Here is a 24595-nt window from a genome sequence, read left to right as displayed (position 1 = left end):
ATTTCGCCAATTACAAACGTTGGAATGTGAGAGCCGTCCGCGAAGCCGCCGATCTCCCCCCAAGTGGGAGAGATGTCCGACAGGACAGAGGGGGGCGCGACAGAACTCGGCGTTTGGTCTTGGTTCTCTCCCCAAGGAGAAAAACTATCTTCGCAGCACCGCGCTCAACACATCCCTGACGCCGATGGCGCCGACGAAGCGCGACTGCTCGTCGAATAGCGCGACGGGTGCGGTCTGCGAGCGATGCATGGCCAGCATCACGGTCTTCAGCGAGGTGCCGGGATTGGCCCAGAATACCTGAGCCGTCTCCTCCGGCTGGGCTTCGACATCGGCGCAGGACACCCAGACCGCCGGCTTGCCGTCGCGCTCGGCCGCCGCCACCAGCCCATGCTCGTCGATCTTGAAACGCGTCGTCCTGCGCCGGTCGAGCCACACCCAGCCGTTCTCGCCATGTTCGAGGTCGCGTCGGTCGCGCATGACGTTCCACGCGGTCAGCACCGAGAGCGGGTTCACATTGGCGATGAAGTCGCGGACATAGTCGTTGGCGGGCCGCAGCACGATGTCTTCCGGCGCGCCTGTTTGCACGATGCGCCCGCCTTCCATGATGGTGATATGGGTGCCGATCTTCAGCGCCTCCTCGAGGTCGTGGCTGACGAAGATGATGGTCTTCTTCAGCTCGGCCTGGAGCTGCAGCAACTCGTCCTGCAGCTTGGTCCGGATCAGCGGATCGAGCGCCGAGAACGGCTCGTCCATGAGCAGGATCGGCGCCTCGGTGGCAAAGGCGCGCGCCAGGCCGACGCGCTGCTGCATGCCGCCGGACAGCTCATGCGCATATTTCTTCGACCACTGGTCGAGATGAACCAGCTTCAGTTGCCTGTTCACCCGCTCCTTGCGCTCGGCTTCGGGTACGCCGGCGAGCTCGAGGCCAAGGCCGACATTCTCCTCCACCGTGCGCCACGGCAGCAGGCCGAACTGCTGGAACACCATCGCCACCTGTTTCTGCCGCAGCCGCCGAAGCGTCGCCTCGTCGCAGGTGACGACGTCGACCGTGCCGTCGCCATCCTTGACCAGCACCTGGCCGCGCGAGACGACGTTCAGCCGGTTGACGGCTCTGAGCAGCGTCGATTTGCCGGAGCCGGAAAGCCCCATCAGCACCGAGATCTCGCCCTCGTTCACGGTGAGGCTGGCGCCGGCGCAGCCCAGTACGTTGCCGGTTTTTTCGAGGATCTCGGCTCGGGTGGCACCACTGTCGATCAGCGCCAGCGAGCCTGCCTGGTCGGCGCCGAAGACGATGTCGACATTCCTGAAATCGACGGCGACGGTCATTTCTTGCCTCCCACGCCGATGCGCGTCATCCGGTCGAGCACGATGGCGAGCACGACGATGGCGAGCCCTGCCTCAAGCCCGAGGTCGATCCTGCGCGAACCGAGCGCCCGGTTGATTTCCGTACCGAGGCCGCCGGCGCCGATCAGGGCGGCGAACACCACCATCGACAGCGACAGCATGATCGACTGGGTCAGCCCAGCCATGATGGTCGGCAGCGCTGAAGGCAGCTCGACCTTCCACAGCAGCTGGCGCTTGGTGGCGCCGAATGCCTCGCCCGCCTCGACGATCGATTTCGGCACCGAGGTGACGCCGAGATGGGTGAGCCGAACCGAGGTCGGGATGACGAAGATGATGGTGACGATCAGGCCGGGCGCGTTGCCGAGGCCGAACAGGGTCAGCACCGGGATCAGGTAGACGAAGGTCGGCAATGTCTGCATCAGGTCGAGCACCGGCAGCATGACGCGATACACCTTCGGCTTGTGCGCGGCCCAGATGCCGAGCGGCACGCCGATGGCCATCGACACGGCGGCGGCGGCGACCACCAGCACCAGCGTCTCCACCGTCTGCTTCCACAGGTTCTGGTTGAGGATGAACAGCAATCCGATGAATACCGCCAAAGCCAGGCCTTTCGAGCGCTGCAGGAAATAGGCGAGCAGAGCGATCAGCGCGATCAGCAGAACCGGCGGCAGCAACAGCAGCCCGTCGACGATGCCGTCGAGCAGGAAGTTGAGGCTGTTGGAAAAGGCCCTGAAGATGGTGTCGAAATTGTCGGTGAGAAAGCCGAAAAACGCCTTCCCCCATGCCCCGATGGGAATCTTGTAACTGACCAGGAATTTGGAGATCGGATCCATCTAGCCCCTCTTCTGCCGGCGCCGTCCTTCGCCGGACGGTCATCTTGTCACAGGATATGAAAAAGGGCAGCCATTTCTACCGTGGCTGCCCCTTGTCTCGTCATGCCAGATGGTCGGGTCAGCTTCCGAGCGCCGTTTTCACCGCAGCCGCCGCATCGCCGCCGTCGAAGGTGGTGACGCCGGCGATCCAGGGAGCGACCGCGTCCGGGTGCTTCTTCAGCCAGTCGGTCGCGACCGTATTGGCATCGCCGCCCTTCAGGATCGCGTCCATCATCTCGCCTTCCATGTCGAGGTTGAACTTCAGATTGGCGATGAACTTGCCGGCGTTCGGGCATTCGCTCATGTAGCCCTTGCGTACATTGGTATGCACGGTGGCAGCACCAAAGCCGCTATCTCCCATCCCCTCGAGGTAGGTGATCTTCATGGCGCCCATCACCGGATGCGGCGTCCAGCCGAGGAAGGCGATCCATTCATTGTTCTTCATCGACTGCTCGGCCTGGGTGAGCATGCCGGCCTCGGAAGATTCGACCAGTTCGAAGCCTTCGAGATTGGTCTTCGGATCCTTGATCATGTCGAGGATGATGCGGTTGCCGTCATTGCCGGCCTCGATGCCGTAGATCTTGCCGTCGAACTTGTCCTTGAACTTGCCGAGATCGGTCAGCGTCTTGACACCGGCATCGGCGACATAGGTCGGAACGACGATGCCGTAGCCGGCACCGCTGAGATTTTCGCTGACGGTCTCGACCGAGCCTTCGGCGGCATAGTCCTTGATGTCGTTGGTCATCGACGGCATCCAGTTTCCGAGGAACACGTCGAGGTCTTTGTTCTTCAGCGACGCATAGGTCACCGGCACCGAAAGCTGGATCACCTGCGGCTCGTAGCCGAGCGCCGTGAGCAGCACCGAAGCGACGCCGGTGGTCGCCTGGATGTCGGTCCAGCCGACATCGGACAGCCGCACCGTCTTGCAGCTTTCCGGATCGCCGGCGAAGGCCCCAGTCGTGGATAGAAAAGCCGCCAGGCCGAGGCCGGCGACGAATGAACTCATACGCGACATGAAAATTCTCCCATTTCAGTTCTCGGTGAAGCGAAGCGACGGTTTTATCTCCGCCTTTGTTCCGTCAGCCAAACATCATTCTGCTGCGGTTTCAAGCACTAAGGCAATCACGAACAACGGCGCAGGCTGGCCGATCAGCGACACGCCCGCCGCTTTCCGGATGGAAGTCGCCTTTTCCCGGTGGAATGTAGGCGCTCCCCCTCCCCGCTTTGTTGCAACTCGGCTTAAAAGGACGGCATGGCCAAGCTGTACTTCCATTATGCGACGATGAATGCCGGCAAGACGACGATGCTGTTGCAGGCCTCGTATAATTACCGCGAGCGCGGCATGACGACGATGTTGTTCATCGCCGGCCACTACCGCAAGGGCGATACCGGGCTGATCTCGTCGCGCATCGGCCTGGAGACGGAAGCCGAGATGTTCCGCGACGGCGACGACCTGTTCGCCCGGGTCGCCGAGCATCACGACCACGCCACGGTCCATTGCGTCTTCGTCGATGAGGCGCAGTTCCTCGAAGAGGAGCAAGTCTGGCAACTCGCCCGCATCGCCGACCGGCTGAACATCCCGGTCATGTGCTACGGCCTGCGCACCGATTTCCAGGGCAAGCTGTTTTCCGGATCGCGCACCCTGCTGGCAATCGCCGACGACCTGCGCGAGGTGCGCACCATCTGCCGTTGCGGCCGCAAGGCGACGATGGTGGTGCGCCTCGGTGCCGACGGCAAGGTGGCGAAACAGGGCGAACAGGTGGCGATCGGCAAGGATGTCTATGTCTCGCTCTGCCGCCGCCATTGGGAAGAAGAAATGGGCCGCGCCGTGCCCGACGATTTCATCGGCTTCACCAAAACCTGACCAGCGCTATTGCTTTCATCCGACCTCCCGGCCGACATTCGTTCGCCAATCGCGCCATCGTGCGGCGCTTGTTTAAGGCCTGCTTCCTATTTCAGAACCTCTCAGCCAGAGCCGTCGGGGAGTTCCCATGCTTCGAGCCATTTCGTCTGCCGCTGCTTTCCTCATCGCCGGCGCTCTTGCCGCGCATGCCGACGGCGATGCCGCTCTCGGCAAGAAAGTCTTCAACAGATGCATGGCCTGTCATGAGGCAACGAGCGACCACGACAAGGTCGGCCCGCATCTGCTGGGTGTCGTCGGCCGCACCGCCGGCACCGCGGACAGTTATCTCAGCCGCTACTCGCAGGGGATGAAGGACGCCGGCGCCGCCGGCCTGGTCTGGGACGAAGCAAACCTCGCCGAATACCTGCGCGCGCCGCGGCAGAAGGTCCCCGGCAACAAAATGGCCTTCTCCGGCCTGACCAGCGACGACGACATCGCCAATGTCATCGCCTACCTCAAGGCCGATCCCAAGCCCTGAGCGTCGCTCCCGACCTGAAAGTCCAGCCGCGGTTGAAGCGGTGTCTGACCGGACGGCAGTTACACCGTAATCATTGCCTGACTATCCTGCGGTCGGCCTTCTGAAATTCTTTTGTTTTCCTGTAATCCCATGTCTTCCGTCTTTCATTCGCCAAACCCGGCACATATATTCGCGGCGGTTTGCGAAACGAAACCGATGCCGAAGCGGGAGGCCCCAATGGCGACATTGCAGAATTTCGACGCCGAGATTGCCAAGACCAAGCAGGTCGTTGAGGACATGCGCACCAAGATCGAGCAGTCCGGTACTGTGCTCGACACGCTCGCCACCGCCGACAAGAAGATCGGCGACGCCAATTTCGACATCGAGAATGCCCGCATCGAGGACGTGCTGAAGCAGCAGAAGGTGATGGAAGGCAATATCGCCGACCTGATTATCGGCCTCGAGGACGCCACCAACGTCTTCGGCGCCGAATTCGAGAGCATGAAGAACTACACCGGCTGGGAAAATTTCGTCGGTGTCTTCTCCAGCCAGCGCAAGCAGCGCCTGCGCACCGACCGCGTCCGCAACATGTCGCTGGCCGGCAATCTGCAGGAGCTGCTGGCGAAATCCGACACCATCGTCGGCATCCTCAAGGCGCAGAAGCAGGTTCTCGACACGCGCTACAAGACCTCCGAGGCCAGCCTGTCGCAGGTGATCGAGCGCCGCAAGACCACCATGTCCAATCTCGAGACCGTGCAGAAACGCATCGAAGAACTCAACCCGATGCTGCTCGACATCGAGAACAAGATCGCCGCCTCGACCAGCCAGAAGGAGCGCACCCAGCTGGAAGGCGAACGCTCGAAACTAGCCACGGAATACAACGAGAAGCAGGCCAAGGAGCAGGAATTGCTGGCCGAAAGCCAGACGCTGGAGCGCTACACCTCGATGTTCCAGACCTTCGTCGATTCGCTCAACAACCAGATCGCGGCGCAATCGACGCTGATCAACAAGCTGACCATCGATACCGAGCAGCGCATCGTGCTGTACAAGGCGCTGGAAGATTCGCTGAAGACCGCCGCCCAGCAGGATGTCGCCCACAAGATCAACACGCTGGGCAGCCAGGTCGACAACACCGCCGAAGAGACCATGGCCGGCATTGGTGCCGCCTCGCAAAAGCACATCGGCGATCTGCTTGAAATGCACGAGAAAAACATGGTTGCCACCGCCGACATCCAGCGCCGCAAGAAGCTCGCCGACGATGCCTTCGCCCGCCGCTTCGACGATGTGATGAAGAAGCACAATTCGGCAAATTACGTGCAGTCGTAATTGCTGCACGTGCACTGCTCCCAAGGGCTGGCAGCATGACCCCCGAAAACGAAGCTGCGGCGCGCTATTTCTCGGCGATCACGGCGGCACTTGGCGGCCTCGAAGTGTTCATGCGCGACGATCGCTCGCCGCTCTATCGGCACGGCATCGTCGCCAAGGTCGTCGCCGAATATATTGCGCGGCTCGACAAGTCGTTCTCGTGCTGGCGCAACCGGCTGGGCTTCACCGAGACATTCCGCATCTCGCGCGCCGAAAGCGGTTTTCCGGTCTTCCAGAACCTGCTCGAACTGGAAAACGACCGGCTCCAGGCCGACGGCCGTCTCGCCGTCATCCCTTCGGCCAGCGAGCTGCGCGAGGAAATGGCCGACTTCATCCTGCGCCACAAGGAATTCCCCGAAGCGCTGCGGAAGTCGATGGCCGAGCGGCTTTACCTCGAGGACGTCAAGAGCGAGACCACCTTCGGCCCGTTCACGCTGGCCCAGACGGTCAAGGTGTCGGTCAATCCGAAGACGTTGCGCCCGTATTATCTGGTCCACTGGGCGTGCTTCGACGGCAGCGCCAACCTGCCGCTTGTGTATATGGTGACGGTTGAGGATTCCTCGGACGACATGATCCGGCAGCTTGTCGACTCCAGCGGCAAGCTTAATGAGAGGGTCGACATTCCGCTGCCGGTCGACGGCTTGCTCAATCCCGAGCTTGCCCACCGTTTCGACGATTTCACCGAGAAGAATTCCGCCTACGCGCTGTCGCCGGCGACCATCGCGGTCAACCTCGACAAGGATTTCGAGCCGCTGCATCCCAAGCAGCTGCGTCGCGTCGTGCTCGGCCCGTTCTATTCTGCAGGGATTACCGACAACAATTCGACGGTGAGCGAAGTGCTGGCCAAGGTGCGCAAGCCGGAAAACGCCTGGCTGCTGACCTGGACCATCCAGGAGGTCTTTTCCAAGGCCGAAAAGCCAGGCCGCAAGGGGCTGTTTTCGAGCGAAAAGACGACGCAGGAATTCTTCATCAATACCGACGATCTCGAGGCCGCGCGGCAAGGCGTGTCGAGCTATGAGAACCATGCGCTGATTCCGCACGAGGCCTATCAGGCGCTCTATGCCGCCGGCGAGGCGCAGAAGATCTTTTCGGGCTACAAGGTCCACATCCTGTCCAAAGGGCAGGTCATCAGCGACGTCTGACCGTCAAATCGCGGAGCATCCTCCATGGACACCGGCCTGACCACCATCCCGGAAGCGGCAATTGAAAAGCACCGTGCCACTGCGCAAAGTTTCATCACTCGCATCGTCGTGCTGGAGGACCCATCGCGCGAGTCCGGCACCGCGCTTGCCGGCACCAACCGCCGCTTCGTCTCTACCGTCTCGGTCGGCTCGGTGCGCCGCACGCGCGAGGTCGAGCTCTCCAAAACCGTCGCCGCCGTCCATTCCGACGACCAGTTGCTGACCATCCCGCAGCACACGCTGTTGTTTCGCGCCCGGCGCGGCACAGCGATAGCGCTGGCCATATCGGATGTCTTCGCCGAGGGCTCGGACCTCGAAAGTCTGCAGGCGAAAAACGCCCGTGCGCCGCTCGAAGGCGATGAAGCTGCCACCTTCAAGAAGCTGCTGTCGGCCTCTGCCTACATCTCCGCCTTCAGCCTTGCCTCCTATTTGTTCCAGCTGATCGACAGCGACGGCGAGGCGCCGAACGACACGCCCGAGCCGGACTTTCTGTTCGACACGCCACAGGATGCGGTGAAGTCGATCGTAGCCGGGCTCGACAGGGCGATAGCAGGTTCGAAGGACGATGCCGACCTGATGACCCGCGCCCGCGCCTTTGCCCGCGTCGCCATCGACGGGCTGCTGGCGCGAAAGGGCCGCTTCGACGGCATCGGTCCGTTCGAGAACGCGCATATCCGCATCGACGTCGACGATTTTACCCTTGACGGCTTCGACGTCGCGCCGGGTAAGCGGGCAAAGCCGCTGGTGATGACCTTCAAAAAACCGGAAGAGGTCGTCGGCAACCACATCGCCAAATACCAGTCAGTCAAGCTTGCCAAGATGCTGATGGCCTACGACTTCGAGCGCGAGCTGAACCCGTTCGTCGAGCTCGGCGGCTTCCTGTTCACCTTTATCGGCGATGGCGCGCCCGGCACCGGCAAGACAACCTTGATCCAGATGATCGCCGGTCTTCTCAATGGTTATTGCCAGGTCGCCGGCTATCCCTTCGCTTACGAGAATTTCGGCGTCGACCAGATCTCCTCCTACCAGGGCAAGTCGGGCCAGAACTGCCGCCAGTTCATCAACAATGTGCTGAACCCGCGCGTCATCGGCTTCGGCACCATCGACGATATCGACCAGGTGGCGGCACGCCGGTCCGACGACCGCGCCTCGGCCGGCCAGCAGGAAATCACCGGCGTCCTGATGGACGCCTTTGGAGGTGCGGCGACCGTGGTGCGCGGCAATTGCTCTTTCGGCATGTTTTCCAACTATCCCGAGAACGTCGACGACGCATTGCGCCAGCGCGCCGGCGCGCGCTGGCTGGTCGATGGCCCGCAGAGCCGCGACGACTACATCGACATCTTCGTTCTGCTCGCCGGCAAGAACCACAAGATCCCGCTCGGCGAGCACAAGCTCTACGCTGCCCAGGAAATCCAGCGCGCGGTGATGGAAGCCTACGAGGAGCATGAAAAGCCGCAGGAAGACGGGCTGATGAAGGTCTATGAGCGCTACATGAAGGAGAATGGCGCGCCAAAGACGATGGCCGACATCGGCACCTATCTGCACTTGATCAAGGATGCCGAGCCGCGCTTTACCGGCCGCGCCATCAAGAACGTTACCGATGCCATCAAGATGCGCGCCATGGACATCGAATTGCCGGACGAGTGGTTCGAAAAGCCGGAAGCCTTCATGCACAAGGGTTACGACGACAAGAAAGCGATGATCGAGGAGCTGCGCGGGCCATTCTCGATGGACATGGTCATGCAGGAGATCAACCGCTACGCGGATTCCGAATTCCGCTATTCCGACAAGTCCGATGATGCGGCGGTGACCAAGATGATCCGCGACACCCGTCTGCGGGAGCGTGCCGTCCGCGAGATCGAGGAGATGAAGAAAAAGGGGCTGTGGAATGCGTGAGGTTTCTTCTGGTGCGCTGCATAAGCTCCCACAGCAACGCTGAAAGACGTGGCTCAAAAGCTGACGCCCCCCTCTCCCCGTTCTTCACGGGGAGAGGGTAAGGGTGAGGGGCAGCGCATGCGTGGACCAGAAATAGACATAACCAGGCGCGCAAGGCGCCTGCGTCAATCCGACAACGATGCAGAAGCCGCGCTCTGGATGGAGTTGCGCGACTGCAGACTGAACGGCCATAAATTCGTACGGCAGTTGCCGATAGGCTCTTACTTCGCCGATTTGGCCTGCAGAGACTGCCAGCTCGTCGTCGAAGTCGATGGCAGTCAGCATGTCGGCAGCCAATATGATCGAATCCGGGATCGCTTCATCGGCTCGAATGGCTGGTCCATGCTGCGCTTTTGGAACGTCGACGTATTGAAGGACCGGGAAGCAGTCCTTGAGACAATATTGGCTGCGATCGAAGGACGCCTCGAACGCCATATCGAAACGCATGATCTTCGATTTGTCACCGCCAAAGGGTATGGAGAGACATGTCCTTGACCGTTCGCGCCGCCCCTCACCCTTACCCTCTCCCCGTGAAGAACGGGGAGAGGGGGGCGTCACCGCTGGAGCTCGATCCTCCAGCGCAAGATCCATTGGTATCGCGCACATGAGCCCCGCCAAGAAACCCGATCTGTTGCGCGACAACGAGCTGATCTACGGCCGGCTGCTGACGATCGACGAGCCGCACCTGATCCAGCGCTACAACAAGGCGATGGTCGCGTTCGGCTTGAAGCCGACCAAGTTGAAAAGCTTCGAGATCGACCGCACTGGCTTCTCGCCGCAGGTCGCCGAGGAATGCGGCGACTACAGCTACCTCGATCCGAACGAGGTCAACCGCCGCTTCATCATCCTGACGCCGTCGCAGATCGACCTGCCGGTGGTGCACACGGCGTTCTCCAACACCTCGCTGCTGATGTACGAGTTCATGTCCAAGAACCAGCGCGCCATCGATGCGCTGACGATCAAGGACGTCATCTACGGCGAGATCGAGGATTCGGTCCCCAAGGTCGACGACATCGAGGACCTGCTGTCGATCAACCAGGTCGAGTTCAAGGTGCTGTCGGCCGAGGATGTGCTCGGCAAGGCCGCCGAGCTCGGCAAGCTGGTCGACCGGCTGAAGCAGGAGCCGGATGCCTGGCGCGACAACGCCATGCTGGCCCACATGGTCGAGCTGGCGAAGGTCTGCGGCGACATCCGCGAGAATGCGCTGGTGCCGGACCAGGTGATCTTCCGTCACAATGCCTATTGGACCAGCCATTTCGGCGGGCTCTATGTGTTCGTCGATCCCGACGTGACGACGGTGATCAGCGACCCGGCAGCGCCCGGTTTCCGCCGCTCGCGGCCGTGGCAGGTGAGTCACCTTTCGATCCACGATGCCGACAAGGTGTTCAAGTTCCTCGCCTCGACCGGCCGCATCGAGCTGCCGCGCGCCTCATGGATCGAAACCTCCGGTTATCTCGAGCATCGCGCCGAAATGGTGGTGCGCGCGCTGATCCGCGACGCCGATCCCGACCGCAATCTGACCGACGTCGACAAGGTCTGGCTGCAGACCTGGATCCACGGCCATACCGATCTGATCACCAGGGACGGCAATTTTCCCTTCCTCAACGCCGCCAAGCGCGAGATCGCCCAGCTCGGCCATCTCAAGATCGAGGACGTGTTCCCGCAGCAGCGCTTCCTGGTCATCCGCGCCAAGCCGGACCATGCCGACGCCTGGCTGACCAACCAGCTGATCTCGGACTTCGTGCCGCAGGACTTCGTTTCGCGTTACGTCTTCAACAAGCCGGGCTTCTACAGGGACTATGAGGGCTTCAGCGACGCCTGGCGATCGCATGTTGTGGACGTTCTGAAAACCACATATCTGAAGGACAAGGTGGCGTTTCGCACGCGCCTCTACGGCTTGACTGACTGAGGGGTGACATCGCCATGCTTGATCCGATCGTGAGTTTCTTCACCCGGATTTTCCAGTGGATTGGCCGCGGCATCGGCCTGCTCATCGGCGCGATCCTGTGGCCGTTCCTGTGGGCGGGGCGCTGGTACACGCAACGCGGCTGGATCCTGAAGGCGGTGCTCGGCCTGGCTGTGCTCGTGCTGATCGGTCTCTATGTCAACTTCTTCTACGCCACCCAGTGGTGGAACAATTTCGACCCGAATTACGTCGACAAATACACGTTCGAAAAACGCAACAGCTCCGCCGGTGAACAGGTTTCCGCCGGCGCCGGCACCGACACGGCCAAGACCTGCGGAAATTCAGCCATTGCCCAGGTTGCGGCCGACCTGACCGACTTCAACGTCAACCAGAATGCCTGGGTGTCGTCGATGATTCTTTACAAGCTCGGCCTGTTCGGCATCGACTGGGATCACACGCCGTTCATGGACAACAAGGCTTCGTTCCAGCGCGGCATCAACCAGGCGGTGCGGCGCACGGCGACCGAGCTTGCCGATAATCTCGGCCGCGTCCGCACCACCTCGCAGATCGACGCCGACCTGCAGGATGCCCGCGGCAATCTGCAGTTCGACGAGGAAACCTGGTATTTCGGCTTGAACCCGTTCGGCCCCAAGACGCCGACGCCGAGCTACTATCGTGACGCGGTGCGCAAGCTGCGTTCCTTCAACGCCCGCCTCGCAGCCTGCCAGGCGACGTTCGATGCCCGCGCTGACAATCTCAAGCAGTATATCGACCGCATCTCGTCCGACATCGGTTCGACCTCGGCGATCCTCAAGGAGCGTGCCGAAAACCACAATAATGGCTGGTTCGACACTCGCGCCGACGACCGCTTCTGGTTCGCCTATGGCCAGCTCTATGCCTATTACGGGCTGATGAAGGGCGCACAGGCCGACTTCGAGGACGTCATCAAGGAAAAGCACCTGCAGAACCTGTGGGATACGATGGACGCGCAGTTCGTCTCGGCACTGCGCATCCAGCCCTTCATCATCGCCAATGGCCGCGAGGACGGCTGGCTGTTGCCGACACATCTGACGACGATGGGTTTTTACATACTCAGGGTGCGCTCGAACATGGTTGAGATCAGCAACGTGCTGACGCAGTAGCGGATCGTCCCGCACAGCCGGCGCTGGTGAATTTGCGCCGTTGCTTCTGTCGCTTTTCGCGTATTACGCGGCTGTTTTGAGACGGCGGAACCGCGCCTGCTCTGGCTTCTATACGGCGCGGCAACCGGCGCGAAAAGAACCTGTGGCAGGGCAGCCGGCCGCAGAGGCATTTTCTTCGTAGGAAACATAGTTGCATGAAAGTTGACGCCGCGGCAGCGACAGGGGTAGAACATGCCCGCGCCTGCAATGCCGGGCTATTCTTGCGACCACACTAGTCAAATCCGTCCAATTCAGAGGGAAGTCGTCCATGGCCGAAGTGAAGTCCGACATCGAGATCGCGCGCGGCGCCAGGAAGAAGCAGATCCAGGAGATCGGCCAGAAGATCGGCATTCCGAGCGAACATCTTCTGCCCTACGGCCACGACAAGGCGAAGATCTCGGCCGAGTTCATCAAGTCGGTGAAGGGCAACAAGGATGGCAAGCTGATCCTCGTCACCGCCATCAACCCGACACCGGCCGGCGAAGGCAAGACGACGACGACGGTGGGCTTGGGCGATGGCCTCAACCGCCTCGGCAAGAAGGCCATCGTCTGCATCCGTGAGGCTTCGCTCGGACCGAATTTCGGCGTCAAGGGCGGTGCCGCCGGCGGTGGCTACGCGCAGGTCGTGCCGATGGAGGACATGAACCTCCACTTCACCGGCGATTTCCACGCCATCACCACCGCCCATAACTTGCTGTCGGCGCTGATCGACAACCACATCTACTGGGGCAACGAGCTCGGCATCGATACCCGCCGCGTCGTCTGGCGCCGCGTCATGGACATGAACGACCGGTCGCTGCGCGAGATCATCTGTTCGCTCGGCGGCGTCGCCAACGGTTTCCCGCGCGAGGCCGGTTTCGACATCACAGTCGCCTCGGAAGTCATGGCCATCCTGTGCCTGTCGAACGACCTGAAGGACCTGGAAAAGCGCCTCGGCGACATCATCGTCGCCTATCGCCGCGACAAGTCGGCCGTCTATGCCCGCGACCTCAAGGCCGACGGCGCCATGGCCGTACTCTTGAAGGATGCCATGCAGCCCAATCTCGTGCAGACGCTGGAGAACAACCCGGCTTTCGTCCATGGCGGCCCCTTCGCCAACATCGCGCATGGCTGCAACTCCGTCGTTGCCACGACGACGGCGCTGAAGCTTGCCGACTACGTCGTCACCGAAGCCGGTTTCGGCGCCGATCTCGGTGCCGAAAAGTTCTTCGACATCAAATGCCGCAAGGCCGGCCTGAGGCCCGCCGCGGCGGTCATCGTCGCCACGGTTCGCGCCATGAAGATGAATGGCGGCGTCAAGAAGGAGGACCTCGGCAAGGAGAACGTCGAGGCGGTCAAGAAGGGATGTGCGAATCTCGGCCGCCACATCGAGAACATCCGCCAGTTCGGTGTGCCGGCTGTGGTCGCCATCAACCATTTCTACTCCGACACAGAGGCCGAGATCCAGGCGATGAAGGACTACGTCGCCTCGATGGGCGAAGAGGCGATCCTGTGCAAGCACTGGGCCCAGGGATCGGCCGGTAGCGAGGAACTGGCCAAAAGAGTCGTGGCGTTGGCCGAATCCGGCGCGTCGCAATTTGCCCCGCTGTATCCCGACGCCATGCCGCTGTTCGAGAAGATCAACACCATCGTCCAGCGCATCTATCGCGGTTCGGAAGCGATCGCCGACAAATCGGTGCGCGACCAGCTCCACGCCTGGGAGCACGCCGGCTACGGTCATTTGCCGGTCTGCATGGCCAAGACGCAATATTCCTTCTCCACCGATCCGAATCTGCGCGGCGCGCCGACCGGCCACACCGTACCGGTGCGCGAGGTCAGACTGTCTGCCGGCGCCGGCTTCGTCGTCATCATCTGCGGCGAGGTGATGACCATGCCCGGCCTGCCCAAAGCGCCATCCTCGGAAAAGATTTTCCTGAACGAAATGGGCCAGATCGAAGGCCTGTTTTAGGGATAATCAACGCTTGAACGGCAAAGGGCGCCGCAACGCTGCGGCGCCCTTTTTGGCGACTTCGCGACGAGCTCGTCCCTAAGCCGCGCTTCGCGCCAGCGCGCGCTGGTTGGAGGCATAGGGTGTGTCGTGCTGGGGTACCACGCCGGTCTTCAGGCAATCGATCCACTCGGCGGTCTTGAGAACGGCCGCGAAGCGCGACTGCAATACGATCGTCACCACGCGATGGATTTCCTCCCCCGAAGCGTAGCCGGCGCTGTTGGCGTACGGCAACGACCCCGTTGCGTCCGACAGGAACTCCACCTCGAAGCCCATATGCACGGCGTGGATGACCGTCGACAGATCGCAATTGTGCGTCATGTAGCCGATGACTGTGACCGTATCGATAGAGTTGGCGCGCAGCCACTCCTCGAGGTCCGTGCCGGTGAAGGCGCTGGGCAAGTTCTTTTCGATGTAGTGGTCGCGGTTTCGCCTAGCGATTTCCGGGTGCAACTCGGCGCCATGGCTGCCCTTGGCGAAGACCGGTGAGGTTTCCGACGCCAACTGTTTGATGACCACCACCTTGACGCCTGCCTCGGTGGCCGCATCCATCGCTCGCGCCACATTGACGACGCTGTCGCGGAACGGCGGATGCTGGATGGCGAGGTTGCCGCCGTCATAGTCGTTTTGAACATCGATGACGATGAGGGCGCGGCGCGGAGCTTTGCCTTTGGCTGGTTGCGACATGGGGTTTTCCTTTCCCGTTGGACATTGATGGGCGGACGATAAGCTCGGCACCGGATTGCAAAAAGTGTCCCGATTGACATTATTCGAAAGAATTGGGACAATCGGCCTCACCCGTTGCTGGAGCTCCCATGACCGATCCTGCCGTTGCCGCCATCGCCTTCGATGGCATCAGCCCGTTTCATCTCTCCGTGCCGTGTCTCGTGTTCGGCGCGGATCGCACGGAGCTCGGCCTGCCGCGCTTCGACTTCCGGGTCTGCGCGATTGAGGACGGGCCGATCCGCACCGATGCCGGTCTGACCATCAGCGTCCCGCACGGGCTTTCCGCGCTCGATGACGCCGACATCGTCATCGTGCCAAGCTGGAAAGATCTCGGGAGCTCGCCTCCAGCGGCATTGATCGACGCGTTGCTTGGCGCGCACGAGCGCGGCGCGCTGATCGTCGGACTGTGCTTGGGAACGTTCGCTGTTGCGGCGACCGGACTGCTTTCGGGGCGGCGAGCGGCGACGCACTGGGCCTACGCGGATCAGCTGCAGGAACTCTATCCCGACATTCTCGTCGAACCGGAAGTGCTCTACATCGACAATGGCGATGTCGTGACATCCGCCGGCGTCGCCGCCGGGCTCGACTGCTGCCTGCACGTCGTACGGGCTCGTTACGGCGCGGAGGCGGCACTTCGCCTTGCCCGGCAGATTGTGCTTTCTCCGCACAGGCAGGGCGGGCAGGCGCAATTCATCGAACGTCCCATCGCCAGGACCGGCAATGCGGACCGCTTTACCCAGGCTCTCGAAGCGGTGCGCAAAACCCTGGGTGAGCCGCACAGTCTGGACAGCGTTGCCGGTCACGCCGGCCTCACCCGCCGGACGTTCACGCGCCGTTTCCAGAAAACGATCGGCACCAGTTTCGGCGACTGGCTGACCGACCAGCGCGTCCAGCTGGCGCAACGGCTGCTGGAAGCAACGGAAAAATCGATGGACACGGTTGCCTTCGAGGCCGGCTTCGGCAGCGCTACCTCGCTGCGCCAGCATTTCGCAGCGCGCCTCAGAACCTCGCCGGCGCAGTACCGGCGCGAATTCTCGAAGAGTGCTCAGGAGGAGCGCGTGGCGCACATGCCGAGGTGAAATTCGGCTCGCGCTCGATTCCAGGGCAATCGCTTCAGTGCCGACGTTGGACTGCCATCTGGCCCGAGTAGGCTATCTTTTCTCTCGAAGCGATTGCCCTGCTCTCGATCCTGTCGTGCTTGAAAGGCCTTGCGTCATCTGTCATATATTAAAGCGACAGATGACGCGAAGAGGGCTCGCCGTGGCGATGGCATTGGAAAAGGCTGCGCCAGCAGCAAAAAACAATGAACTTCAGAAGGTGGCGAGATTGCTAGGCGGCAGCCGCATTCTGGCAAGGCGCCTCAGCAGCGCTTTGGATGCTCACGAGTTGCTTCTGCACGGCCTGCCGGCTTCAGCGCTGGACCATCTTATCGGGCAACTCGTCTTCATCCAGAAGACCGATTCGCTGGAGAAGGCCGTCGGCATGAGCCTGCGCACCTACCAGCGCCGCAAGGATGCTCCGTCCAAGCCTCTCAATCAGGACCAGAGCGGACGAACCTGGAAGTTCGCGGAGATCCTGTCGAAAGCTACCGACGTGTTCGGTTCGCAGGCGGAGGCAGAGCAATGGCTGGAGCGCCCGGCGATTGGGCTAGACCAGCGTCGTCCAATCGACCTTCTGGCGACGCCGGCGGGGATCGAGCTTGTAGAAGACTATCTGGAACGGCTTGAATATGGCGTTTATGCATGACGCCGCTGCCGGCGGCGCTTGGTGGCTCCGACCTCATCGGATGGCGCCTCGATCAAGCCGCGTTTGCGCCTACATGGGATAGTGGCGAGGGCGCATACAGGGTGGGCGGACGCTGGAACAGCAAGGGCGTGCGCGCCGTCTACTGCTCGATCGATCCGTCGACTGCGATCCTCGAGGTTGCGGTCCATAAGGGCTTCAGGGCGCTCGACACGATTGCGCATGTCATGACGGCAGCAATCGTCAGCGATGTCGCGGATGTGCATATCGTCGACCCCGCCGCCGTGCCCAACCCCAAGTGGTTGCGCCCTGGCATTCCGAGCTCCGGACAACAGGCGTTTGGCGACGATCTTCTGCAACGGCACCGGTTCGTGGTGATTCCGAGCGCCGTATCGCAGCGTAGCTGGAACCTGATCTTCGACGCGAGCCTCGCCAGAGGGGCATACGCCATGAAGACCCAGGAGGCGTTTGCGCTCGACACACGGTTGCATCCACCTCCGGCCAAGTGACATAGCCGCCCCCATGTCCATCAGAACGAGGACGTGACCGGCAACAGAAGCACGGTGCTCAGTTGTTGCTGATTACCCGTGCCGGATTGCCGACCACCGTGGTGTTCGCCGCGACGTCGCGCGTCACCACAGCACCGGCGCCGACGATGGCGCCATCGCCGATCCTGACTCCGCCGAGGATGACGGCACTGCCGCCGATCCAGGCATTGTCGCCGATCTCGACCGGCTTGGCGATCTCCAGCCCTGCCCGTCGCCCGGCAGCCTCCTTGTGGTGCTCGGCGCAATAGATCTGCACATTCGGGCCGAGCAGCGTTCCCTTACCGATGCGCACTGGCGCCGTGTCGAGAATGATGCAGCCGGCATTGAGAAAAACGCGGTCGCCGAGAAAGATGTTGAAGCCATAAGCGCAGTGGAACTGCGCCTCGATCCGGGCGCCCTCGCCCGCAGCGCCGAGCAGCGTCCGCAATCCAGGCCCGATGTCGCGACGCTGCCGGGGCGGCAGGCTGTTGTGCTCGAACACCGCGTCTCGCGCCGTGATGCGCAACGCCTCCAGTTCCGGATCGAGGCAGCAATACCACTCGCCCGCCGCCATTTTCATGCGTTCGCTTTCGGCCATGGCCGCAACTCCAGTCTCAATCTTTGCCAAAGCACAAGTGCTGCAAATGCGGAAGCGCCGGCGGCGACACCACCTCTGGTCAAATACCGGACCTATGGTAGCTTGCTCTCTCGGACCTGTCCCAAGCCGGCCATCGAGGGGATCAATCATGCTGTACATTTTTGCACTCCTGATTGGCATCGTTGCCGGGCTTCGCGCGATGACCGCGCCCGCCGCCGTCGCCTGGGGCGCCTGGCTTGGCTGGTTGCCGGTCGCGGACACCTGGGCCAGCTTCATGGGCCACTGGATCGCCGTCGGCATCTTCACCATCCTGGCCATCGCCGAACTGGTCACCGACCAGCTGCCCTCGGCGCCGAGCCGCAAGGTGCCGCAGCAATTCGGCACGCGTATCGTCTTGGGCGCTTTCACCGGCGCGGTGATCGGCGCCACCGGCGGCGCCACCATCGGCGGCCTGATCGCCGGCGCCATCGGCGCGGTGATCGGCACGCTGGGCGGCGCCGAGGCGCGTAAACGCCTGGCCGCCGCCTTCGGCAAGGACCCGCCGGCCGCCTTCATCGAGGACGCGGTGGCGATCGTCGGCGGGCTTCTGATCGCGGCGGCGGCGGCATGACGGCAAAGACATTCGACGCCATCATCGTCGGTGCCGGGCAGGCCGGCCCACCGCTCGCCGGCCGGCTGAATGCGGCCGGCATGAGCGTGGCGCTGATCGAGCGAAAGCTGGTCGGCGGCACTTGCGTCAACACCGGCTGCACGCCGACCAAAACGATGGTGGCAAGCGCCTATGCCGCGCATCTCGCCCGCTCGGCCGCGGATTACGGGGTGACGCTGTCCGGTCCCGTCGGCGTAAACTACAAGGCGATCAAGGCGCGCAAGGACAAGGTCTCCAACGGCGCCCGCGGCAATCTCGAAGACTGGATTGCCGGCATGGACAAATGCACGCTCTATCGCGGCCATGCGCGCTTCGTAAGCGCCAACACGGTGCGCGTCGGCGACGATCTGCTGAGCGCCGAAAAGATATTCCTCAACACCGGCGGGCGCGCCTCGGTGCCCGACCTGCCTGGCATCGACGGCATTTCTTACCTGACCAATTCCTCGATGATGGATCTCGACGTGCTGCCGCGCCATCTCATCGTTGTCGGCGGCAGCTATGTCTCGCTCGAATTCGCGCAGATGTTCCGCCGCTTCGGTTCCGAAGTCACGGTCATCGAAAAAAGCCCGCGCCTGATCGGTCGCGAGGACGAGGATGTCTCGGACGCCATTTTGTCGATCCTCGAAAACGAAGCCATTGCCGTCCATCTCGGCGACGACGACATCCGCTTCGCCAGGCGAGGCAACGAAATCGCCGTGACCTTCTCGCCAGGCAAGGCGGCTGCGGTCGGCTCGCATGTGCTGCTGGCGCTCGGCCGCACGCCAAACACCGACGATCTCGGCCTCGACAAAGCCGGCGTCGAGGTCGACAAACGCGGCTTCATCGTCGTCGACGACCAGTTGCGCACCAGCGTGCCCGGCATCTGGGCGATGGGCGACTGCAACGGCAAGGGCGCCTTCACCCACACCTCGTACAACGATTACGAGATCGTCGCCGCCAACCTGCTCGACAACGATCCGCGCAAGGTCAGCGACCGCATCGAGGCCTATGCGCTCTATATCGACCCACCGCTCGGCCGCTGCGGCATGACCGAAGCCGCGGTAAGGAAATCCGGCCGCCGCGCCCTGGTCGGCCAGCGGCCAATGACCCGCGTCAGCCGTGCCGTCGAAAAAGGTGAGACGCAAGGCTTCATGAAGATCCTGGTCGATGCCGACACCAAGGAGATCCTCGGCTGTTCGGTGCTCGGCCCGGGCGGCGACGAGGCGGTGCACTGCGTGCTCGACCTGATGTATGCCAAGGCGCCGGTCAGCACGCTGGCGCGCGCCGTGCACATCCACCCGAACGTCTCGGAGCTTCTGCCGACCATCGCCCAGGAACTCAAGCCGCTGGTGTGACGGCCGGGTAGAATCGTGCGCCCATAGCGGCAGCGACTGGACCAATCGACAGCCCAGCGGCAAAAGGGCATGTGTTCCGCCTCTTCTCCCGGAGCCATCCCATGCAGAAGTCCATCGAACGCGTCGCCGGCGACAGCGAAGGCGTTTCCTACGAATTCCCCGTCTTCCGCTTCGCCGGAACGGACAAGACGGCGCCTTCCGCCTATCTGCAGGCGGCACTTCATGCCGGCGAATTGCCGGGCGTCGTCGCCATCGACACGCTGATGCCGATGCTCAGCAAGGCGGAAGCCGAAGGCCGCATCACCGGCAATATGACCATCGTGCCCTGGGCTAATCCGATCGGCCGCGCGCAATATCTTTACGGCGACCATCAGGGCCGCTTTCATCTGGGCACGCGCACCAATTTCAATCGCGGCTTTCCGCGGCTCGCCGCGCCCGACCTCACGCTGCTGCCGGCGCACGGCACGGTCGACCAGCGGCTGAAAACGCGGCTGCTGCAGCTCTCCATTGGCCACGACATCGTGCTCGACCTGCATTGCGACGATGAGGGCCTCGCCTATCTTTACGTCCACACCAGCCTGTGGCCGGCCATGGCGGATTGTGCAGCGGCCATGGGCGTCGACGCGGTGATGCTGTGGGACGAAGACCCCGACGGCACCTTCGAAGGCGCCTCGATCATGCCGTATCAGAACGTTCCCGCCGACGTCGCGTGCCTCGACCGGCGCGTCGCCACCACGGTCGAATATCGCGGCATACTCGATGTCGACGGCGCCCTCGCCGGCGCCGATGCCGAAGGGCTCTACCGGCTGCTGGTGGCGCGCGACGTCATCCAGGATCAGGCGCTGCCCGCGCCTGGCAGCTTCGTTGGGCTCGTCGCGCCGCTCGAAAACATCGAGATGATGCCGGCGCCCCGCTCGGGCGCGATCCTCTACGACGTGAAGCCGGGCGACCGCGTCACCAAGGGTGCGCGCCTTGCCACCATCGTCCACGCGCCCGGCGAGCCCGACGGCCGCACGGAAGTGTTGGCGCCGCAGGCGGGCCTCATCCTGACGCGGCGTTCCCGCCGCATCATCCGCGCCGGCGAAGACCTCTTGAAGCTGGTCGGCGACGGGACGAGCGCCGATGCAAGGTCGGGAACGCTGGAGGACTGACGCACCCCGCCAGGTTATCCCGAAATCGCCTTTCGCGCCTTGGCCTCCAGCCATTCGGCCATCTGCCGGTACGGCACCGGACCATGGCTCACGCGGGCGACGCCGAGTTCGGCAAGCCTCTGGCGCGGCGGCACATGCGCCAGGGCAACGCAGAGTCTAGGCAGGACAGCCGGTCTTGGCCATGTGCTGGGTTGCGAAAGCGGCAGCCACCCCACAGACTTTCAAACCTGTTGCGCATACCGCTTTTCGCGGCTATGGATTTCGCCATGAATATGCGTTCGATCAAGACCATTTGGTGGTGGGCTCGCTGACAGCGGCCTGTTCGAACGCGTTCGCGTGACAATAGAGGGTGGCCGCAGCGGAATGTCCGGGCGGCCATTTGTTTTTTCAAGCCATTCCCGGGTCCGTTGCCCCAAAGACGCTGATGGAGACGGCAATGACGACGAAAATTCTGGAGAATGGCGCCGAGCGCTTTGTCACGGCGGGTGGCGTGGCGATTACCCGCCAGCGCCATGACCGGCCTTACGAGGGGGCGATCGACGGCTATGTCGATGGCCTGAATTCGCGCCGCGGCGCCGTGTTTTCCTCGAATTACGAATATCCCGGCCGCTATACGCGCTGGGACACCGCCATCATCGATCCGCCGGTGGTGATCTCGGCACACGGCCGCGCCATGCGCATCGAGGCGCTGAACCGCCGCGGCGACGTGCTTTTGCCGGTGATCGGCACGGTGCTTGCCGGCCTTGACGATGTCACGATCGCCGAGACGTCCAACAAACTCATCCGCCTCGAGGTCGCCAAGCCCGATCGTATCTTCACTGAAGAGGAACGCAGCCGAGTTCCCTCCGTCTTCACCGTGCTGCGCGCCATCACGGCTTTGTTCAAGACCGAGGAAGACGCCAATCTCGGCCTCTATGGCGCCTTCGGCTACGACCTCGCCTTCCAGTTCGATCCGGTCGACTACAAGCTCGAGCGCAAGCCAAGCCAGCGCGATCTCGTGCTGTTCCTGCCCGACGAGATCCTCGTCGTCGACCACTATTCGACCAAGGCCTGGACCGACCGCTACGACTATTCCGGCGATGGCTTCTCGACCGAAGGCCTGCCGCGCGACGAAATCGTCGAGCCGTTCAGGACCGCCGACCGCATCCCGCCGCGCGGCGACCACGAGCCCGGCGAATATGCCAAGCTGGTGCGCAAGGCGATGAAGAGCTTCGAGCGCGGCGACCTGTTCGAAGTGGTGCCGGGGCAGATGTTCTACGAACGCTGCGAAACCCAGCCCTCCGAGATTTCCCGCAAGCTGAAGAGCATCAACCCTTCGCCCTATTCCTTCTTCATCAATCTCGGCGAGGGCGAATATCTGATCGGCGCCTCGCCGGAAATGTTCGTGCGCGTCAACGGCCGCCGCGTCGAGACCTGCCCGATCTCCGGTACCATCAAGCGCGGCGACGACGCCATCTCCGACAGCGAGCAGATCCTGAAGCTGCTCAATTCGAAGAAGGACGAATCCGAACTCACCATGTGCTCGGACGTCGACCGCAACGACAAGTCGAGGGTCTGCGAGCCGGGCTCGGTGCGCGTCATCGGCCGCCGCCAGATCGAAATGTACTCCCGCCTGATCCACACCGTCGACCACATCGAGGGGCGGCTGCGCGAAGGCATGGACCCCTTCGACGCCTTTCTGTCGCATGCCTGGGCGGTCACCGTCACCGGCGCGCCGAAATTATGGGCCATGCGGTTCATTGAGCAGAACGAGAAGAGCCCGCGCGCCTGGTATGGCGGGGCGATAGGCATGGTCAATTTCAACGGTGACATGAACACCGGCCTGACGCTTCGCACCATTCGGATCAAGGACGGCATCGCCGAGGTGCGCGCCGGCGCCACGCTGCTCTTCGACAGCATTCCCGAGGAAGAAGAAGCCGAAACCGAACTGAAGGCATCCGCCATGCTCTCCGCCATCCGCGACGCCAAATCAGGCAATGCCGCCAGCACCGAACGCAGCACCGCGCGTGTCGGCGACGGCGTCAACATCCTGCTGGTCGACCACGAGGACAGTTTCGTCCATACGCTCGCCAACTATTTCCGCCAGACCGGCGCCAACGTCTCGACGGTGCGCACGCCGGTGCCGGACGAGATCTTCGACCGGCTGAAGCCAAACCTGGTCGTGCTGTCGCCCGGCCCCGGCACGCCGAAGGACTTCGACTGCGCCGCCACCATCAAGCGGGCCCGTGCGCGCGACCTGCCGATCTTCGGCGTCTGCCTCGGGCTGCAGGCGCTGGCCGAGGCCTATGGCGGCGAGCTGCGCCAACTGCACATCCCGATGCATGGCAAGCCGTCGCGCATCCGCGTGTCGAAGCCGGGCATCATCTTCTCCGGCCTGCCCAAGGAGGTGACGGTCGGCCGCTATCATTCGATCTTTGCAGATCCGGTGCGGCTGCCCGATGGTTTTGTCGTCACCGCCGAGACCGAGGACGGCATCATCATGGCCTTCGAGCACCGCAAGGAGCCGATCGCCGCAGTGCAGTTCCACCCGGAGTCGATCATGACGCTCGGCCACAATGCCGGCATGCGCATCATCGAGAACATCGTCGCGCACCTGCCACGCAAGGCCAAGGAAAAGGCCGCTTAATTCGAGGGCTCAGTGTTGGGATCTTTTCCCCAGTGACCGCGGCGGAAATCAAAGCCGCCGCCAGGCAGAAGGTCGCCAGCCTCGCCTTCTGGTCGATCGTCGTCGCCTGCGTCGTGCTCGGCCTGAAGCTGGTGGCCTGGTACGTCACCGGTTCGGTCGCGCTTTATTCGGACGCGCTGGAATCGATCGTCAACGTCATTGCCTCTGCCGCCGCCTATTGGGCGATCCAGGTCAGCTACAAGCCAGCCGACCAGGACCATCCGTTCGGCCACCACAAGGCCGAGTATTTCTCGGCCGTCCTCGAAGGCGTGCTGATCGTGCTTGCCGCCTTGCTGATCCTCAATGAGGTCTGGTGGTCCTGGCAGCATCCCGCCCTGCTGGAACAGCCATGGACCGGCCTTGCCGTCAATGGCGTCGCAACGGTCATCAACGCTGTCTGGGCCTTGACGCTGATCCGCACCGGCCGAAGCGAAAAATCGCCGGCTCTCGTTGCCGACGGCAGGCACATCATGACCGACGTGGCGACCTCGGTCGGTGTGTTCATCGGCCTGGTCGGCGCCGTGCTGACCGGCTGGCAGGTTCTCGATCCGGCTCTTGCCGTGATCGTGGCGCTGAACATCCTGTGGCAGGGCTGGCACGTCATCGGCTCGTCGATGAACGGGCTGATGGACCGCGCCGTCGACACCCAGGAACATATCCGCATACGCGACATCATCTCGGCCAATTGCAAGGGCGCGCTCGAGGTCCACGACCTGAAGACGCGCATCGCCGGCCGCGCCACCTTCATAGAGTTCCACCTGGTCGTCGACGCCGACATGTCGGTCGGCGCCAGCCACGTCATCTGCGACCGCATCGAGGACGCGCTGCAGGCCGAAATCCCTTCCGTGCGGGTCATCATCCATGTCGAACCCGACGATGAAGCGAAACTGCCCAAAGGCACGACCGCCGTGCCCTTCGCGTGAGGTGGCGTCGCGGAGAAAAATCGCTCAGTCGTGATCCTTCGCGCCCCCCTCTGTCCTGCCGGACATCTCCCCCTCAAGGGGGTGTTTGGACCGGAGACATCGCGAACAGGTGTGCGAGGACATCGCGAACAGTGCTCCATGCTATCTC

22 protein-coding genes are annotated in these 24595 nt (G+C 62.7%); 17 read left to right on the top strand and 5 right to left on the bottom strand.

The annotated features are described in order from the left end of the window. Positions 1 to 144: 144 nt before the first annotated feature. The 3 genes from choV to NKI39_RS18235 form a co-directional block, all read right to left on the bottom strand. Positions 145 to 1326, bottom strand: a complete 1182-nt coding sequence (choV, locus tag NKI39_RS18245) for a choline ABC transporter ATP-binding protein (protein ID WP_352540993.1) — start codon at positions 1324 to 1326, stop codon at positions 145 to 147. Beyond that, positions 1323 to 2177: a choline ABC transporter permease subunit gene (gene choW / locus NKI39_RS18240; protein ID WP_254819158.1), complete on the bottom strand. Its 855-nt coding sequence runs from the start codon at positions 2175 to 2177 to the stop codon at positions 1323 to 1325. Before choW ends, choV begins: the two co-directional genes overlap by 4 nt. Positions 2178 to 2295: 118 nt before the next feature. Next, positions 2296 to 3231, bottom strand: a complete 936-nt coding sequence (locus tag NKI39_RS18235) for a choline ABC transporter substrate-binding protein (RefSeq protein ID WP_292660734.1) — start codon at positions 3229 to 3231, stop codon at positions 2296 to 2298. A gap of 237 nt (positions 3232 to 3468) precedes the next feature. Here NKI39_RS18235 and NKI39_RS18230 point away from each other — a divergent pair, with 237 nt between their 5' ends. The 9 genes from NKI39_RS18230 (at position 3469) to NKI39_RS18190 (ending at position 14092) form a co-directional block, all read left to right on the top strand. Next, the gene (locus NKI39_RS18230) at positions 3469 to 4080 is read left to right on the top strand and encodes a thymidine kinase (protein WP_023679506.1); all 612 of its coding nucleotides are present in this window, start codon (positions 3469 to 3471) and stop codon (positions 4078 to 4080) included. A 127-nt stretch (positions 4081 to 4207) separates the two neighbouring features. Next, the gene (locus NKI39_RS18225) at positions 4208 to 4597 is read left to right on the top strand and encodes a c-type cytochrome (protein ID WP_023679507.1); all 390 of its coding nucleotides are present in this window, start codon (positions 4208 to 4210) and stop codon (positions 4595 to 4597) included. A gap of 216 nt (positions 4598 to 4813) precedes the next feature. Next, complete coding sequence (locus tag NKI39_RS18220; RefSeq protein WP_352450536.1) at positions 4814 to 5902, top strand: hypothetical protein; 1089 nt, start codon at positions 4814 to 4816, stop codon at positions 5900 to 5902. A 35-nt stretch (positions 5903 to 5937) separates the two neighbouring features. Further along, on the top strand, positions 5938 to 7083 hold the full coding sequence (locus tag NKI39_RS18215; RefSeq protein WP_352833403.1) for a hypothetical protein: 1146 nt from the start codon (positions 5938 to 5940) through the stop codon (positions 7081 to 7083). 24 nt (positions 7084 to 7107) lie between these two features. Further along, positions 7108 to 9018: an AAA family ATPase gene (locus NKI39_RS18210; protein ID WP_352743314.1), complete on the top strand. Its 1911-nt coding sequence runs from the start codon at positions 7108 to 7110 to the stop codon at positions 9016 to 9018. 117 nt (positions 9019 to 9135) lie between these two features. Beyond that, entirely contained in the window at positions 9136 to 9552 is a 417-nt protein-coding gene (locus tag NKI39_RS18205; protein ID WP_352743316.1) for an endonuclease domain-containing protein, read from the top strand. Between the two features lie 109 nt (positions 9553 to 9661). Then, entirely contained in the window at positions 9662 to 10966 is a 1305-nt protein-coding gene (locus NKI39_RS18200) for a DUF6638 family protein (protein WP_352833399.1), read from the top strand. A gap of 14 nt (positions 10967 to 10980) precedes the next feature. Continuing rightward, positions 10981 to 12105, top strand: coding sequence for a DUF2333 family protein (locus NKI39_RS18195; protein WP_352450540.1), 1125 nt, complete (start codon positions 10981 to 10983; stop codon positions 12103 to 12105). Between the two features lie 307 nt (positions 12106 to 12412). Then, positions 12413 to 14092, top strand: coding sequence for a formate--tetrahydrofolate ligase (locus tag NKI39_RS18190; RefSeq protein WP_352833396.1), 1680 nt, complete (start codon positions 12413 to 12415; stop codon positions 14090 to 14092). Positions 14093 to 14170: 78 nt separating this feature from the next. Here NKI39_RS18190 and NKI39_RS18185 read toward each other — a convergent pair whose 3' ends face one another. Beyond that, entirely contained in the window at positions 14171 to 14818 is a 648-nt protein-coding gene (locus NKI39_RS18185) for a cysteine hydrolase family protein (RefSeq protein ID WP_352833393.1), read from the bottom strand. A 128-nt stretch (positions 14819 to 14946) separates the two neighbouring features. Here NKI39_RS18185 and NKI39_RS18180 point away from each other — a divergent pair, with 128 nt between their 5' ends. The 3 genes from NKI39_RS18180 (at position 14947) to NKI39_RS18170 (ending at position 17109) form a co-directional block, all read left to right on the top strand. Next, on the top strand, positions 14947 to 15936 hold the full coding sequence (locus NKI39_RS18180) for a helix-turn-helix domain-containing protein (protein WP_254819147.1): 990 nt from the start codon (positions 14947 to 14949) through the stop codon (positions 15934 to 15936). A gap of 187 nt (positions 15937 to 16123) precedes the next feature. After that, the gene (gene parS, locus NKI39_RS18175) at positions 16124 to 16603 is read left to right on the top strand and encodes a type II RES/Xre toxin-antitoxin system antitoxin (protein ID WP_352849956.1); all 480 of its coding nucleotides are present in this window, start codon (positions 16124 to 16126) and stop codon (positions 16601 to 16603) included. After that, complete coding sequence (locus NKI39_RS18170) at positions 16600 to 17109, top strand: RES family NAD+ phosphorylase (protein WP_352833387.1); 510 nt, start codon at positions 16600 to 16602, stop codon at positions 17107 to 17109. Before parS ends, NKI39_RS18170 begins: the two co-directional genes overlap by 4 nt. A gap of 58 nt (positions 17110 to 17167) precedes the next feature. On the opposite strand, the gene NKI39_RS18165 is transcribed toward NKI39_RS18170, so the two are convergent. Next, positions 17168 to 17725 (bottom strand): sugar O-acetyltransferase, encoded by a 558-nt coding sequence (locus tag NKI39_RS18165; protein WP_352450544.1) that lies wholly within the window; start codon positions 17723 to 17725, stop codon positions 17168 to 17170. Positions 17726 to 17873: 148 nt separating this feature from the next. Between NKI39_RS18165 and NKI39_RS18160 the strand changes: the two genes are divergently transcribed. The 5 genes from NKI39_RS18160 (at position 17874) to NKI39_RS18140 (ending at position 24447) form a co-directional block, all read left to right on the top strand. Next, entirely contained in the window at positions 17874 to 18335 is a 462-nt protein-coding gene (locus NKI39_RS18160) for a DUF4126 domain-containing protein (RefSeq protein ID WP_352450545.1), read from the top strand. Next, positions 18332 to 19708, top strand: a complete 1377-nt coding sequence (locus NKI39_RS18155) for an FAD-containing oxidoreductase (RefSeq protein WP_352833383.1) — start codon at positions 18332 to 18334, stop codon at positions 19706 to 19708. Before NKI39_RS18160 ends, NKI39_RS18155 begins: the two co-directional genes overlap by 4 nt. A 101-nt stretch (positions 19709 to 19809) precedes the next feature. Continuing rightward, on the top strand, positions 19810 to 20859 hold the full coding sequence (locus NKI39_RS18150) for a M14 family metallopeptidase (protein WP_352744290.1): 1050 nt from the start codon (positions 19810 to 19812) through the stop codon (positions 20857 to 20859). Between the two features lie 436 nt (positions 20860 to 21295). Then, complete coding sequence (locus NKI39_RS18145) at positions 21296 to 23485, top strand: anthranilate synthase (protein WP_352833380.1); 2190 nt, start codon at positions 21296 to 21298, stop codon at positions 23483 to 23485. A gap of 32 nt (positions 23486 to 23517) precedes the next feature. Further along, positions 23518 to 24447 carry a cation diffusion facilitator family transporter gene (locus NKI39_RS18140; RefSeq protein ID WP_502895031.1) on the top strand — a complete coding sequence of 310 codons (930 nt, stop codon included), beginning with the start codon at positions 23518 to 23520 and terminating at the stop codon, positions 24445 to 24447. Positions 24448 to 24595: the final 148 nt, after the last annotated feature.

The organism is Mesorhizobium sp. M0664, from assembly GCF_040320565.1.
Classification (GTDB): domain Bacteria; phylum Pseudomonadota; class Alphaproteobacteria; order Rhizobiales; family Rhizobiaceae; genus Mesorhizobium.
Note: the sequence above shows the minus strand (reverse complement) of the source record. Positions and strands in the feature narration are given on the sequence as shown.

What these genes read in the sequence shown, in the direction of transcription:
- choV (WP_352540993.1), bottom strand. Translation starts at nt 1,326, where the DNA reads ATGACCGTCGCCGTCGATTTCAGGAATGTCGACATCGTCTTCGGCGCC.
- choW (WP_254819158.1), bottom strand. Translation starts at nt 2,177, where the DNA reads ATGGATCCGATCTCCAAATTCCTGGTCAGTTACAAGATTCCCATCGGG.
- NKI39_RS18235 (WP_292660734.1), bottom strand. Translation starts at nt 3,231, where the DNA reads ATGTCGCGTATGAGTTCATTCGTCGCCGGCCTCGGCCTGGCGGCTTTT.
- NKI39_RS18230 (WP_023679506.1), top strand. Translation starts at nt 3,469, where the DNA reads ATGGCCAAGCTGTACTTCCATTATGCGACGATGAATGCCGGCAAGACG.
- NKI39_RS18225 (WP_023679507.1), top strand. Translation starts at nt 4,208, where the DNA reads ATGCTTCGAGCCATTTCGTCTGCCGCTGCTTTCCTCATCGCCGGCGCT.
- NKI39_RS18220 (WP_352450536.1), top strand. Translation starts at nt 4,814, where the DNA reads ATGGCGACATTGCAGAATTTCGACGCCGAGATTGCCAAGACCAAGCAG.
- NKI39_RS18215 (WP_352833403.1), top strand. Translation starts at nt 5,938, where the DNA reads ATGACCCCCGAAAACGAAGCTGCGGCGCGCTATTTCTCGGCGATCACG.
- NKI39_RS18210 (WP_352743314.1), top strand. Translation starts at nt 7,108, where the DNA reads ATGGACACCGGCCTGACCACCATCCCGGAAGCGGCAATTGAAAAGCAC.
- NKI39_RS18205 (WP_352743316.1), top strand. Translation starts at nt 9,136, where the DNA reads ATGCGTGGACCAGAAATAGACATAACCAGGCGCGCAAGGCGCCTGCGT.
- NKI39_RS18200 (WP_352833399.1), top strand. Translation starts at nt 9,662, where the DNA reads ATGAGCCCCGCCAAGAAACCCGATCTGTTGCGCGACAACGAGCTGATC.
- NKI39_RS18195 (WP_352450540.1), top strand. Translation starts at nt 10,981, where the DNA reads ATGCTTGATCCGATCGTGAGTTTCTTCACCCGGATTTTCCAGTGGATT.
- NKI39_RS18190 (WP_352833396.1), top strand. Translation starts at nt 12,413, where the DNA reads ATGGCCGAAGTGAAGTCCGACATCGAGATCGCGCGCGGCGCCAGGAAG.
- NKI39_RS18185 (WP_352833393.1), bottom strand. Translation starts at nt 14,818, where the DNA reads ATGTCGCAACCAGCCAAAGGCAAAGCTCCGCGCCGCGCCCTCATCGTC.
- NKI39_RS18180 (WP_254819147.1), top strand. Translation starts at nt 14,947, where the DNA reads ATGACCGATCCTGCCGTTGCCGCCATCGCCTTCGATGGCATCAGCCCG.
- parS (WP_352849956.1), top strand. Translation starts at nt 16,124, where the DNA reads ATGGCATTGGAAAAGGCTGCGCCAGCAGCAAAAAACAATGAACTTCAG.
- NKI39_RS18170 (WP_352833387.1), top strand. Translation starts at nt 16,600, where the DNA reads ATGACGCCGCTGCCGGCGGCGCTTGGTGGCTCCGACCTCATCGGATGG.
- NKI39_RS18165 (WP_352450544.1), bottom strand. Translation starts at nt 17,725, where the DNA reads ATGGCCGAAAGCGAACGCATGAAAATGGCGGCGGGCGAGTGGTATTGC.
- NKI39_RS18160 (WP_352450545.1), top strand. Translation starts at nt 17,874, where the DNA reads ATGCTGTACATTTTTGCACTCCTGATTGGCATCGTTGCCGGGCTTCGC.
- NKI39_RS18155 (WP_352833383.1), top strand. Translation starts at nt 18,332, where the DNA reads ATGACGGCAAAGACATTCGACGCCATCATCGTCGGTGCCGGGCAGGCC.
- NKI39_RS18150 (WP_352744290.1), top strand. Translation starts at nt 19,810, where the DNA reads ATGCAGAAGTCCATCGAACGCGTCGCCGGCGACAGCGAAGGCGTTTCC.
- NKI39_RS18145 (WP_352833380.1), top strand. Translation starts at nt 21,296, where the DNA reads ATGACGACGAAAATTCTGGAGAATGGCGCCGAGCGCTTTGTCACGGCG.